12 protein-coding genes are annotated in these 13706 nt (G+C 65.5%); 6 read left to right on the top strand and 6 right to left on the bottom strand.

The window, feature by feature from the left end; all coding sequences use genetic code 11:
* Positions 1–181 precede the first annotated feature (181 nt).
* Positions 182–643 (top strand): hypothetical protein, encoded by a 462-nt coding sequence (locus RIE31_01830; protein ID MEQ8639341.1) that lies wholly within the window; start codon positions 182–184, stop codon positions 641–643.
* Positions 644–809: 166 nt separating this feature from the next.
* Here RIE31_01830 and RIE31_01835 read toward each other — a convergent pair whose 3' ends face one another.
* On the bottom strand, positions 810–1922 hold the full coding sequence (locus tag RIE31_01835; GenBank protein ID MEQ8639342.1) for an OmpA family protein: 1113 nt from the start codon (positions 1920–1922) through the stop codon (positions 810–812).
* Between the two features lie 688 nt (positions 1923–2610).
* On the opposite strand from RIE31_01835, the gene ectA reads away from it, so the two are divergent.
* From ectA to thpD, 4 genes are all read left to right on the top strand, one after another.
* Positions 2611–3381 carry a diaminobutyrate acetyltransferase gene (ectA, locus tag RIE31_01840; protein MEQ8639343.1) on the top strand — a complete coding sequence of 257 codons (771 nt, stop codon included), beginning with the start codon at positions 2611–2613 and terminating at the stop codon, positions 3379–3381.
* Positions 3382–3451: 70 nt separating this feature from the next.
* On the top strand, positions 3452–4762 hold the full coding sequence (ectB, locus tag RIE31_01845) for a diaminobutyrate--2-oxoglutarate transaminase (GenBank protein ID MEQ8639344.1): 1311 nt from the start codon (positions 3452–3454) through the stop codon (positions 4760–4762).
* A gap of 48 nt (positions 4763–4810) precedes the next feature.
* Positions 4811–5233, top strand: coding sequence for an ectoine synthase (locus tag RIE31_01850; GenBank protein ID MEQ8639345.1), 423 nt, complete (start codon positions 4811–4813; stop codon positions 5231–5233).
* Positions 5234–5279: 46 nt separating this feature from the next.
* Positions 5280–6239, top strand: a complete 960-nt coding sequence (gene thpD / locus RIE31_01855; protein ID MEQ8639346.1) for an ectoine hydroxylase — start codon at positions 5280–5282, stop codon at positions 6237–6239.
* 91 nt (positions 6240–6330) lie between these two features.
* On the opposite strand, the gene pip is transcribed toward thpD, so the two are convergent.
* The gene (pip, locus tag RIE31_01860) at positions 6331–7293 is read right to left on the bottom strand and encodes a prolyl aminopeptidase (GenBank protein ID MEQ8639347.1); all 963 of its coding nucleotides are present in this window, start codon (positions 7291–7293) and stop codon (positions 6331–6333) included.
* 90 nt (positions 7294–7383) lie between these two features.
* Here pip and RIE31_01865 point away from each other — a divergent pair, with 90 nt between their 5' ends.
* Positions 7384–8127, top strand: coding sequence for a dienelactone hydrolase family protein (locus RIE31_01865; GenBank protein MEQ8639348.1), 744 nt, complete (start codon positions 7384–7386; stop codon positions 8125–8127).
* Between the two features lie 27 nt (positions 8128–8154).
* On the opposite strand, the gene RIE31_01870 is transcribed toward RIE31_01865, so the two are convergent.
* The 4 genes from RIE31_01870 to RIE31_01885 are packed head-to-tail and all read right to left on the bottom strand — an operon-like array spanning position 8155 to position 13642.
* Positions 8155–8955 (bottom strand): enoyl-CoA hydratase, encoded by an 801-nt coding sequence (locus RIE31_01870; GenBank protein MEQ8639349.1) that lies wholly within the window; start codon positions 8953–8955, stop codon positions 8155–8157.
* 18 nt (positions 8956–8973) lie between these two features.
* Positions 8974–10173 (bottom strand): CoA transferase, encoded by a 1200-nt coding sequence (locus RIE31_01875; protein MEQ8639350.1) that lies wholly within the window; start codon positions 10171–10173, stop codon positions 8974–8976.
* Positions 10173–11849 (bottom strand): gamma-glutamyltransferase, encoded by a 1677-nt coding sequence (locus RIE31_01880; GenBank protein MEQ8639351.1) that lies wholly within the window; start codon positions 11847–11849, stop codon positions 10173–10175. The genes RIE31_01875 and RIE31_01880 overlap by 1 nt, the downstream gene beginning before the upstream one ends.
* Positions 11850–11857: 8 nt before the next feature.
* Entirely contained in the window at positions 11858–13642 is a 1785-nt protein-coding gene (locus RIE31_01885) for a gamma-glutamyltransferase (protein ID MEQ8639352.1), read from the bottom strand.
* Between the last annotated feature and the right edge of the window lie 64 nt (positions 13643–13706).

Here is a 13706-nt window from a genome sequence, read left to right on the forward strand (position 1 = left end):
GATTAAGACTCTCTTCATACGGCGCGAGCGAGTGTTGGCCTACGTATACGTACGTATGAGCAGCGCCAGCCCGAAAGGGGCCGGCGGTCGCACACGGTCAAGGGGGCCAGGGGGTGTAATGGCCATGCTTGGGGCAAGCATGATCCAGAGGTCAGGGAGCAGCCGACGCAGGGGCCTGTTTGTGGCGGCAATCCTGCTTGGCCTGACGGCGCCGGCTTTTGCCCTGGCGGCGCAGCTCAGCCCGGCCCATGACGTCACCGAGGCGGCAGCGTTTCGTGCCCTGCACAGCGACCTGATGGTGGCCGCGTTGATCTGCCGTAATGATCAGACAACCGGTGTCGTCGGCATTCACAACCAGTTTGTGACGCGCTTTCAGCCGCTACTGGCAAAGTCGGCGCAAACGCTGGAGGGCCATTTCGCCGCGACGACCAGCGCCGCCCAGGCGCGAGTCATGCTTGACAACATGACCACCCGCATCGCCAACGCGGCGTCCCTGCGTTTCAACCGGCGCGGAGAAACCTGTGGTCAAACCGCCGCGCGCTTCAGCCCGTTGCTGAAGATGGCGCCGCAGCAGATTCTGGACCACGCTTTTGATATATACGGCACGGCACCGACCCTGGTCGCCCTGCTGCGCGGTCAGTAGTGGCGATCATCCGTCACCACCCGGGTAAGACCGCCGGGCGGGGCTGATCTCGCCAATCACATACAGGCCTGGCCGCACGGATCCGGCAGCGCCCCCGCCCGCACTGACCGGGGGCGCCGCCGTTTTCCGTGAACAATTCTACTGAAACAGGGCTATTGAAACAGGCCTATTGAAACAGGATTTCAACCCGGCGGTTCTGCGGCTCGCGTACGCCATCGGCCGTCGCCACCAGCGGGCTGGACTCGCCCAGCGCCTGCAGGGTCATGACCTCACGACTGACACCACGGGCGGCAAACCAGGCGGCGACCGCCTCGGCCCGGCGCTGTGACAGAGCCAGGTTATAGATGTCCGTGCCGGAACGGTCGGCGTGGCCGGCAAGCACCAGGCGCACCGTGGAGTCCTGTTGCACCAGATCAAGAGCGTCGGCCAGAACCGCCTCGGCACCGGCGGTCAGAACCGCCTGATCCCAGTCGAAGAAGACCAGAAACACCGGCGGCGGCGCCGGCTCGACGACCGGCTGCACTACCTCAGCCACCGGTTCGACCGCCTGCGGCACGACCTGGGCCTGGGGCTGAACCTGAGGCGCGGCGGCGGTCCGGACGGGCCGGCTAAGAGCGATGGTAAAGCCCACCAGCAAGGCGTGGCTTGCATACTCGCCGTCGACCCCGACACCGCCGGCGGTGGTCAGATCCGCGTCGGCGGTGGCGAAATAGCGATACTCCATACTGGCCGAAGCACGGTCCGAAAGCGGCATCTCCACGCCGGCAAACCCCTGATAGGCGAGCACCATGTGGGAGTCGTTGATGAACGGCGCGCCGGCATTGGCGATGCCGTTGAAATCAAGGTCAGCCATGCCGATACCGGCGCCGATATAGGGCCGCAGACGGCCCACCCGTTCAGCCGACCATTGCGGTGAGTAGGTCGCGTTGACCATGAGGGAGAGAGCCCGCACATGGCCGTCGCTGCCGCTGGCGGTACCGCTGAGACCATCGACGCCATTGCTGCGCCAGCCGGCTTCGGCCTCCAACGCCGTACCGCTGTCGAAGCGATAGCCGAGAACGCCCAGCAGAACCCCGCCCGTGTCATAGTCAACGCCGGCGGAGACAGCGCCGCCGGCGAAGCGGCTGTCGTTCAGGCTCTGCGCTCCGCCCTTTGCGGCATAGTAGTAGCCGGTCCAGGGCGCCGTGGACGAAAGCATCGCATCCTGCGACAGGGCCGGCTGGCTAACCGCCAACGCCGCTGCCAGGGCGACCGCTCCCACCCCTACGCGTAGGCCCATAACTTTGTCTGAACTCGTCATTTCCTGTTCCCTTGCCGGAAAGCCAGCCGCATCACCTGCACCAGACAGCGCCCGGACACAAAAAGTTGCAAGCCCATTTGCAGGCCAAATTGGAGCGGAATTGTGACGAGCCATGCAATCGCCGGACCGGTGCCCCGTGGGCAAGCACCGACGGTCCGGACACGGGAGCGAACAATCCCGCCACGGCTACTTTGCGGAGACTGTGCCGGTATCTTGCGAGGTCTTACGGCAGGCAGGCAAGAGAGAAATAAAACTCAACTCATTGCAAGATAAAACCATGTATAAAAACCAGTATTTTAATACTTATAAATAACAATTTTGTATTACTTGGAAAATATTATTATATTATACAGAGGCTACTCCACTTCAATGCTCATATAGCAGATATCTTTACAATCTGGCAACCGTTGGTTCCTATTGTTATACAAACACTGATTTGAAAATACGGACATCGAACTGGTGCGACCAACCGGCCCCGGGCCTGTTTGGCGCGCCGAGCGGGATTGCCCCCTCCGGTGTCCGGCCCAAATGAAGGAGCCAAAACGTGACGTCCCGCGACGGCCAGCCGGCCGACCCCGCCCCGATTTCCGCCATCCCCCCTTCCACCGAATCCCACTCTTCCGGTTCTGACGACCCACCCCCGGCAATGCCGTCCGGCGGCGCCGCCATGGCGGCGCCCACGCGGCGTTTGCGGGGTGCGGGCGTGACCTATCGCACACCGACCATCGACGATGGCGCCGCCGTCTGGAAGCTGGTGGATGATACCGCTGCGATGGACGGTAATTCGGCATACGCCTATTTCATGGTCTGTCGCAATTTTGCGGCGACCAGCGTCATCGCCGAGGTCGACGGCCAACTGGCCGGCATGCTGACGGCCTATCCCCTGCCGGAAGATGATCGCCGCCTGTTCGTATGGCAGGTCAGCGTCGATGCGCGTTTTCGTGGCCGCGGCGTCGCCGCCGGCATGTTGCATCATCTGTTGCAGCGGGAGGATTGCGCGGCGGTGCGCTGGATCGAGGCGACCATCGCGCCGGGCAATGTGGCGTCGGAAGCCCTCTTCCGCCGCTGCGCCAGCAGCCTGCACGCCAATATTTCGCAGCGCACCGTGTACAAGGACAGCCTCTTCCCCGGTGACGATCCAAAACCCGAGCGGCTGTTCGTCATTGGCCCGATCCGGCACGCCAGGAACAAAATCCACCTGCAGCCCTGCGCCGAAGGCTATCGCCTGTTTGCCGCCCTGGACGATGCGATTGTTCCGGCCTTCCAGCCGGTGAACCCGGTCTTCTCCGGACTGACCGACGCCATGCGGGCGGCCGACGCGGTGTGCGACGCCCACAGCGCCACCGAAGTGGTCATCCTCGACCCCGCTACCTGGCTGGGGCCACAGGCCGCGGTGCCCGGCGTCGCCAGGCCATCAACGGACAGCGCCGCCGCCTGACGAGGGTGCCGCCCGATCAGCCCCACGCCGCCGTCCGGCGGCCTTTCCATCACGTCAATCAGGAAAACCCATGCCCGACTCACTGACCACAGATAATCCCTCCATGCGCGTATTCGATCAGTATGAATCGAATGTCCGGGCCTATTGCCGCTCTTTTCCCACTGTCTTCGAGAGCGCCAGGGGCCATCTGCTGACCGATCAGGCCGGCCGCCGCTACATAGACTTCTTCGCCGGTGCCGGCGCGCTGAACTACGGCCATAACCCGCCGCCAATGAAGCGGGCCCTGATCGACTATCTGACACGGGACGGGATTACCCACAGCCTGGACATGGCGACCTCTGCAAAGGCCGCGTTCATAGAGACGTTCCAGTCAGTGATCCTGCAGCCACGCAACATGGACCACAAACTTCTGTTCCCCGGTCCGACCGGCACCAACAGCGTGGAAAGCGCCTTGAAGCTGGCCCGCAAGGTGACCGGCCGCAGCGGCATCATCAGCTTCACCAACGCCTTTCACGGCATGACCCTGGGGGCCCTGGCGGTCACCGGCAATGCCTTCAAGCGCGGCGGCGCCGGCGTCGGGCTGAGCGACGGCACGGTCATGCCCTATGACGGGTATTTCGGGGAGGATGACGATACCCTGAACTGGCTGGCGACAATGCTGGACGACCAGGGTAGTGGCGTCGACCTGCCGGCGGCGGTCATCGTCGAGACCATTCAGGGCGAAGGCGGTCTGGCCGCAGCCCGCTTCGACTGGCTGAAAAACCTTGAGACCCTGTGTGGCGACCGCGGCATGTTGCTGATTGTCGATGACGTGCAGGCGGGCTGCGGGCGGACCGGGCCGTTCTTCAGCTTTGAGCCAGCCGGCATCAACCCGGATATCATCTGCCTGTCGAAATCCATCAGCGGCTATGGCCTGCCTATGGCGGTGACGCTGGTCAGACCGGAGCACGACGTGTTCGACCCTGGCGAACACAACGGCACTTTCCGGGGCCACAACCCGGCCTTCATCACCGCCACCTGCGCCCTGGACCACTGGCGCGATGGGGCCCTGGCCGGCGGAACGCACAAGCGCGCGGGCATCATCGCAGAGGCCCTGAACCGCATGGCCCAGTCGTGCCCCGAGCTCAAGCCGGAAGTACGCGGGCGCGGCCTCATGCAGGGGCTCGCCCTCGACGGCGACGGGCTGGCGGAACAGGTATCGCATGAGGCCTTTCGCCGCGGTGTGATCCTGGAGACCTCGGGGCCGGCCAGCGAGGTGGCGAAGATCATGCCGCCGCTGACCATTCCGCTGGAGGCTTTGAGTGACGGCCTTGGCCGCGTCGCCGAAGCGGTTGACACGGTCGCCATGAACGCACGTTCAGCCCACGCCAGGGTCGCCTGACCGGCGACTGACCATGGCGGACGACCACGAGACAATGACAGGTGAAGAATGATCTATCGCACACTGAGTGAGATCGAGAATGGCCACCGCGACGTGCGGGCGCCGACATTTTCCAGCCGGCGCTTTCTTCTGAAGGATGACGGCATGGGATTTTCCATGCACGACACCGTGCTGTACGCCGGCAGCGAAACCTACATCTGGTACGCCAACCACAAGGAAGCGGTGTACTGCATAGAGGGCGAAGGCGAGCTGGAAGAGGTAGACAGCGGGCGCGTCCACAAGCTGCGTCCGGGCACCCTTTATGCCCTGGACGGCCATGAGAGGCACTGGCTGCGGGCGACAACGGATCTGCGGGTGATCTGTGTCTTTACGCCGGCCCTGACCGGCGGCGAAGTGCATGACGAAAACGGCACCTATCCGCTCATGGATGAAGATAGCGCCGCAAAAACCATGGCGGCCGCCGACCGCTAGACCGCCTTTCCCTTCCCCTTCCCCCAACCACCCACAACAGAGAGCCATGACCGATACCCTGATACCAGCCGAAGCTCCGACAACCACCGCCGCCGTCACCGCCGGCGCCGGGCCGAAGGACGCCTATCCGACGCGCCGCGACCGGGAACGCCTGATCACGCGCCGGGAGCCCGTCATCTTCGGCGACGGACAGCCGGTTGGCGACTATTCCCTGACGTCCGAACAGATGCAGCGCTATGCGGCCGACGGCTATCTGGTCGTACCGGACGTGTTCAGCCGCGAGGAATGCAGCGATCTGTTGCTGGACGTGGACCGTATGGCCAACGCCCCGGAATTGCGCGCACGAGAGGAGCTCATTCGCGAGCCCGGCAGCACCGCGCCCCGCTCCATCTTCAGCCCGCAGCGCTTCTCCGACGCCTTTGACAGGGCATCCCGCGACCCGCGCATCGTCGACATCATTCGCCAGATTCTGGCCAGCGAGGTCTATATCCACCACGCCCGGGTCAATATCAAACAGGCGCTGATCGGCAAGTCATTCCCATGGCATTCGGACTTCGAGACGTGGCACGCAGAAGACGGCCTGCCGGCCATGCGTGTGCTGTCGGCGTGGATCATGCTGACGGACAACACGCCGCACAACGGCCCGCTGTTCGTCATTCCCGGATCGCACAAGACCTTCGTCAGTTGCGCCGGCGAAACACCTGACGAGAACCACAAGACCAGCTTGCGTAAGCAGGATGTTGGCGTGCCCTCCCTGGCCGCCCTGCAGGCCCTGGCCAGGGAGCGCGGCATTGCCAGCGCCACCGGCGGTCCCGGCACACTGGTGCTGCACGAAGGCAACACCATGCACGGCTCTACCGACAACATCACGCCGTGGCCGAGAACCAATGCGTTCTTTGTCTATAACAGCGTGGAGAACACACCCGCCGACCATCCCTTCGCCGCCGGCAAGTTCCGGCCGGATTTCCTCGGCAGCAAGGACTTTACGCCGCTGCGCGCCGCCTAGCCCGGCGTTCGGCACGGCAGGGGAACGACCGGTCAGGCAGGGCCGGCCGGCGTGGTGCGGCCCCGGGCGAGAGGGCGGCGCCGGCCAAACCTCAGCGCAGGTCCTTGAGCCGCTCCATGGCCGCCACAAGCGCGGCGCGGTTGCCGGAATCGAAACAGGAATGGCCGGCGTCAGGCACCATGTGGAGCGTGGCGTCGGGCCAGGCCTCTGCCAGATCCCAGGCATTGGACGGCGGACAGTTGAAGTCCTCCTCGCCATGGACGATGGCCCCCGGCATGCCGCGCAGGCGGTTGGCCCCGGTCAGCAGATCGTCCGGTGGCTGCCAGACGTGGTCCACCATGTAGTGGATGGAGAGGCGGCCAGCAGCAAGCTCGGCGGCTTCGTTTTCCTCCGACTCCTCAAGACCGGCCACATCGGGATCGGGATGGCGGGTGACACCGCACATGCGTGCGTGAGTATTCCACGCTTTAATGGCGGGCAAGGCGACGGCGGGGTCGGGATCACGAATGCGACGGGCAAGCGCTTCTTCCGGGCGCTCGCGCTCGTCTTCCGGCAGCGCATTCATCAGATGGGCCCAGGCGGCAGGGCGAATCCACCGCGAGTGCTGGAAATACCAGCCGTCCACCAGGCAGCGACCAAAGCTGATGCCGCGCACCACAAGCGCCAGACAACGCTCGGGGTGCGTCTGCGCATAAGCCAGAGCCAGGGTCGAGCCCCAGGAGCCGCCGAAGACGATCCAGCGGTCGATGGAGAAGAGCCGGCGCAGCCGTTCCATGTCGGCGACCAGATCGGCCGGCCTATTCTGACGCAACTCGCCAAGCGGGGTCGAACGGCACGCCCCGCGTTGATCAAAGACGATCAGGCGATAATGGTCGGGATCGAAAAAGCGACGGACATGCGGCGAGGTGCAGCCACCAGGCCCGCCATGCAGATGCACCACCGCAACCCCGTCCGGATTGCCCGACTGCTCCACATGCAAAGTGTGCAGGTCGTCCACCGGAACGCGGCGCACGTCGAAGGCCTCAACCGGTGGATAAAGAGTTGTACGGGTCATGGGTCCGTGCCATCGCAAAGAGGGTCGCCACAGGGCTGCAATCGGACCATCATACGGAGCCAGTGGCAATACACAGGAGGCCATGCCGCCATGGAGACCGTCACCACCACTGTCGGAGGCAGCGAAATGGAGATGCTGGTGTTCCGCCCGGCCGGGGAAGGCCCCTTTCCGGCGGTGATCGCGGCGCAACACCTGCCGGTGGCCCATGCCGGTCTGGAGACGGACCCGTTCACCATCGCGGTCGGTGAACGCCTTGCCGCCGCCGGTTATGTCTGCCTGATCCCCTTCCTGTTCCACTGGTGGCCGAAGGACGAAGACATCGCGGTCAAACGTGACGGATTCCGCGACGACCGCACGGTGGCCGATCTGCAGGCGGCGTGGCGTTTCCTGGAGAACGATCCGGGCAGCGACGCGGACCGCATTGGTTTGATAGGCCACTGCTGGGGCGGCCGGGTGGCCTGGCTCGGCGCCTGCCACCTGCCACAGCTCAAGGCCATGGTGATGCTGTATGGCGGCCGCATCCGCCAGCCCATGGGGCCCGCCACGACGGCCGGCGCCGTGGCGCCGATCACCCTGGCCAAACGCATCCCCTGCCCGGTCATGGGCATTTTTGGCAATGAGGACCAGAACCCCTCACCGGAAGATGTGGATGCTCTGGACGAGGCTCTGACCACGGCCGGCGTGTCACACTTCTTTCACCGCTATGACGGCGCCGGCCATGGCTTTCAGGATTTCACCAACCCGGAACGCTTTCGCAAGGCCCAGAGCGAGGATTCCTGGGGCAAGATCGACGCCTTCCTGGCGGCGCAGCTTAAGACCAGGGCCGGCACCTGACGGCATTGGCTTCTGGCGGCTAGCGGCTTAGCGGCCGGTAAAGCGCGGCGACCGCTTTTCGGCGAAGGCGCGGCGCCCTTCGGTGTAGTCGGCGCTGGCGAAGCACTTGTCCATGAGCCGCCGACAGGCCGCCATGTCACGTTCTGACTCGGGCGCCAGCAACTCATTTACCGTCCGCTTTGCTGCCGCAATGGTCAATGGCGCATTGGCGGTTATGGCGGCAGCCACATCGGCAACGGAAGTGGCCAAGGCATCCGGCTCGACAACCCGATTGACCAGTCCCATGGCGGCAGCCTCCGCCGCTGAAAAGTGTCGGCCGGTAAAGAGGATTTCCTTGGCCGCTGCCGGGCCCACAACGGCCAGAAGGTCGGTCAGCCCTTTCGCCCCGTAGGCGAGGCCAAGACGCGCCGCCGGAATGGCGAATACGGCGGTCGTATCGGCATAGCGCAGATCGCATTCCAGCGCGACCGACAGGCCACCGCCGACGCAATAGCCGCGAATCATGGCCAATGTCGGCTTGGCGCAGGTCTTGAGGCGTTTTTCAGCCGCCACCACCGCTGTCTCATAGGCGGCGACCGCCGGCGGGTCGGCCCGCACCTGATCAAACTCTGAAATGTCAGCGCCAGCCGAAAACGCCTTTTCGCCAGAACCCGACAGAATGAGCAGGCGAATTGCCGGGTCGGTTTCAAAGGCGGCGACCGCCTGTTCCAGCCCGCGCCACATGGCGAGTGAGATGGCATTGCGCTTCGCCGGATTGGCGAACTCAATCCGGCCGACGGCGCCGTCTCTCCAGGCGCGGAGCGTATGCGGCAAGTCCGGCAGTGTCATCCCGGTCCCTCTCGCCGCCTAGATGGCGCCGTCGCGGCGCAGGCGGTCCCTGTCATCGCCATCATAACCCAGCCCGGCCAGGATTTCGTCGGTATGCTCGCCACGCTCCGGCGTCGCGCGCCGGACGCGCCACGGTGTGCGGCTCATGCTGATCGCCTGGCCGAGGAGACGCTGGTGACCCAGTGTCGGATGATCGACTTCCGCCACCATGCCCTGATGACGCACCTGAGGATCTTCGAACACCTGGCGCATGTCATTGACCGGCCCGGCCGGAACCCCGGCAGCGTTCAATCCTTCAATCCACTCGGCACTTGTGCGTTGACGGATGCGCGGTGCAATGACCGCATTAAGGGCCACGCGATTGCGCGACCGGAGGGCCTCGGATGAGAACTCTGGCCGGGTAGCAAGATCGGCCATGCCGATCACCTCAGCGAAGCGGGCGAAGATGCCACCGCCCGAACCGCCGATGTTGATATGGCCGTCCTTCGTCTCATACAGACCCGTCGGCATGCTGGTCGGGTGATCATTGCCACTTTGGCTGGCCACCACTCCGTCCATCAGCCAACGGACTGCCTGCAGATCGAGAAGCTGAATCTGCGCCTCGATCAGCGAGGTCTGCACCCACTGGCCGCGACCGGAGCTTTCCCGTTCAAGCAGGGCGATGAGGATGCCCGTGGCGCACAGCAGGCCGGCCGTCAGATCGGCCAGGGGCACACCGACCCGCATTGGCCCGTCGCCAGGCTTGCCGGTAATGGACATGATACCGCCCATCCCCTGGGCAACCTGGTCAACGCCAGGCCGCCCGGCATAGGGACCGTCCTGACCGAAGCCCGAAATGGAGGCATAGACCAGGCGCGGGTTGAGCGCCGCCAGACTGTCATAGTCGATGCCGAGACGATGCTTTACGTCGGGTCGATAGTTTTCCACTACCACATCTGCGTCGCGCGCCAGACGAAGCAGGATGGCCTTTCCCTCAGGATGCTTGAGATTGAGAGTCATAGCCCGCTTGTTGCGGTGCAGATTCTGAAAGTCAGATCCGTGGCGCGGACCGCCGATCGGCTCGGCGCTGTCGACTGCCGCGGGCGGCTCAATCTGCAGGACATCTGCACCCCAGTCCGCAAGCTGCTTGATCGCAGTCGGCCCGGCCCGGACCCGCGTCAGATCGAGGACGCGGTAGCGAGACAGCGCCCCCGGCGGATGATCGTCAGAGGCCGCCATCAGATGACCGCCGCACCGCCGGCGACCGGATCGCTGGCCGCATGAAACAACCCATCATCGTCGCGCCACACCGCCGCCGGCCGGGCGAAGGCACGGCGACCCACCACCTCCGGCACCACGACCAGATCATGGCCGAGCGCGGCCAGAGCGGCGGCGACATGCGGCCCGGCCCGGCCGTCCAGCTCCAACCGGCTACCGTCGTGAAAGATTCTTGGCGACTCCACCGCCGCCTGCAGGTCCTGGCCATGGACCACATGGTTGAGCAAGGTCTGGAGGACAGCCGACTGAATCCGAAAGCCGCCGGCGCCGGCGATGGCACCGCATGCCCGTCCCGCACGATAGGCGATCAGCGCCGGCGCACCATAGACCGGCATGCGGCCGGGGGCGACGGAGTTAATTCGCCCGGGCCGCGGATCAAACCATTTCATAGCATTGCCGGGAAAAAGCCCGGTGCCCGGCACCCGCACCAGACTGCCGAAGGATGAGCCCAAGCTGGTGATAAAGGTCACCACATTGCCCTCCCGATCCGCGGCGCACAGCCGGGTGGTGCCAACCAGCGCCGCCGGGCGGCCGGACTTCTCCGGCAAGACCGGCGGTGGCCGCCCCTCATGGACCCAAGGATCACCCGGATCATAGTGGCCAAGTGCCGCGTCGTTGCGAACCAGCGCCGCCCGTTCGCGGCCATAGGCGGCGCTGGTGAGCCCGGCCATCGGCGTAGCACCGTCTGCCGGATCGCCCGCATGGGCGTAGGAATCAGCAAAAGCCAGTGCCTGTGCCTCGGCGAAAAGGTGGAGTGCACCGGCCGACCCGGCGGCGTGGCCCGCAAGGTCCAGGGCCGACAGGATGTTGAGTGTCTCCACCGCAATCAGATCGCCACAGGTGGAGATTTCGCCGCCGGCGAACCGGTAGCGCGGGTCTTCGCCGATGGCCGGAGTGTAGCGTGCGAGATCGTCCGCTCGCAGCAGTCCGCCTTCGCGCCGCATAAGCCGGTCAATCGCGTCGGCGACAGCGCCGGCATGAACAGCGCTGGCACCGTTCTTGCCAAATCGCTCCAGGGTGCCCGCGAGATCACGCCCGTCCAGGCGACCACCGCCGCCCAGACCGTCAGACAGTGCCGGCAGGCGACCGCCAGGCATAAGAAAGTCACGGGCCAGCGCATGGTGCTCCAGCTCCGCCTGACGGCCGATGATCCCCTGCTGCACGTCGAGATCAACGGGAATGCCGTCGCGCGCGCGCGCGACAGCCGGCGCCGCCAGCGCCGCAAGGTCGCGCGTGGCAAAATGATCATGCGCCGCTGCCAGCCCGACTGCCGTGCCGAATACGCCGACTGACAGGACGCCGGCGTGATGGATGGCGCGCACATCGCCGCCCGCACGTTCCAGCGCCTCCCTGTAGCGGTCTGGCGTGGCCAGCGCCGGCGCCCGGATGAAGTGATCGATAGCCGTGGTCGTACCGGTTGCGGCCCAATAGATCGCCATGCGCCCGTGGCCGGCGAGACCAGCCATACCTGGCTCCACTACGTAGGCCATAAGGGCGGCGGCGATGATGGCGTCCACCGCATTGCCACCGTCGGCGAGAACGGCGGCCCCGGCATCGGCGGCAGCCTGACTGCCCGCGGCGACGGCGCCGTTTCGCCCGGCAACCGGCAGACGGCGGGTCTCGGACGTGCTTCGCATGACAGTCATCAGCCGACCCCGGCGACGCCGGTCTGCCAGACCGGCGCAGCGGCGGCGCTCCACGTCCGCCGCCGGCTATTCCAGGCGAGACAGGCGACCCGCCCGAAGTTCAGTGTGCCGGGCATCTCACGCACCACCACCACGTCATGGCCCATGGTGGCGAGTCGCTGGCGCACAGCAGCAGGGATACGGGCATCCACGTAGGTTTCCATGCCCTGACAATGGACCCGTGGATGATCCACCGCCGCCTGCAGTGCCATGCCATGGTCCACATGGTTGACCAGGGCGTGCAGAACCCCAGTCTCCACCCGGTAACCGCCAGAGCCGGCACCGGCGAAACGCGGCCGACCACGCCGGCTCATGACCAAGGCGGGTGCGGCAAACAGCGGTCGCTGACCGGGACGGATTGAATTGGGATAGCCCGGTCGCGGATCGAAGTTCTTCATGGAGTTGTTGAGAAAGACGCCGACCTCCGGAACATAGGTGGCGAATCCGAAACCGAAGCCGATGGAATACATGGTGGCCGCCATCATGCCGTCGCTATCGGCGGCCACCACCTGACTGGTGCCATCGAAACTCGCCGTGGTCCGCCGGCCAGCCGTGGCAGCGAGCTCCGCCCGCGTCACCCGTTGGCGGTCCGGCGCTGGCGTCACCCGCTCCGGCGACCATTCGGCAACGTCATAGGGCCAGGGATCGCCCGCCGGAATCGGCCGCGCCATCGCCCGCGACAGGCGCAGATCGCGCCGCCGCCGCGCACCATAGTCAGGATTGCCGAGACCGGTGACCGGCGCCTCGACGAAATCGGGATCGCCGAAATGAACCACGCTGTCGGTATAGGCCACACCCAGAACCTCAGCCATGAGATGGCGGTAGCGTACGCTGTCCGGCCCGGCGGCGGCCAGGTCGTAACCGTCCAGCATGCTCAGCGCCTGGACCGAAACCTGATCGAAGCCGGTGGTGTAATCATGACCACGATAGCGTCGTGGCCGCTCGCCGAAGATGCGTGTGCGGTAGGCGGCCAGATCATCGGCCGACAGGATGCCGCCGCGTTTGCGGATATAGCGATCAATCGCCATCGCCGTCGGGCCGCGATAAAAGCCGTCGCGCCCGTGCATGGCAATACGCTTGAGTGTGGTCGCCAGCGCCGGCGTGGCGATGCGGTCACCGTCCGGCGAGATGACCGGTATCGTCGGCGGCTTGCCGTTCGGCAGCAGCACCGCCGCCATGTCAGGATCACGCTCGATGTGGCGAATGTTCTCGGCAATCCGCAGCTTGTCGTACCAGGCAAAGGGCTGGCCCGCTTCGGCCAGTCCGATGGCCGGTCCGAGCACCACTTTGAGGGGCAGCTTGCCGAACATGGCGTGGGCGTCACAAAAGGCGGACACCGCCCCCGGCACCGCCGGCGAGAGGATTCCCTGTTCCGACTTCTGACCGACGGTCCAAGGATAGCCATAGAAGGTGGGCGGTCGAGACCGGTCAATCTCAAACAGGTCCTGGCGCGCCGCCGCCGGCACGGTCATATAGCCATCGAAAGTCAGCGAACGGCCGCTGGCCGGGTCCCACACCGAAATCTGCGCCCAGCCGCCCGGCCCACATGAGGACGGCTCGGCGACCATCCCGGCGAAGGCGCCGGCGACCAGAGCGTCAACCGCACTGCCGCCAAGGGCCAGCATGGCGGCGCCGGCGCGGGCGGACTCCTCATGACCGCCGGCGACGACGCCTTTGTCCGCCTCGACGGGCGTGCGAGAATACAGCGGCGTGCTTTCGACCACGGGCCGGGTTGCACCGGTCATGCCAGTCTCCGTCATGAATGCGCCCAATAGCAGCGCAAGGGGATGCTGCGCCCGATGAGCCGGC

This window comes from Alphaproteobacteria bacterium, assembly GCA_040218575.1.
Taxonomy (GTDB): domain Bacteria; phylum Pseudomonadota; class Alphaproteobacteria; order JAVJRE01; family JAVJRE01; genus JAVJRE01.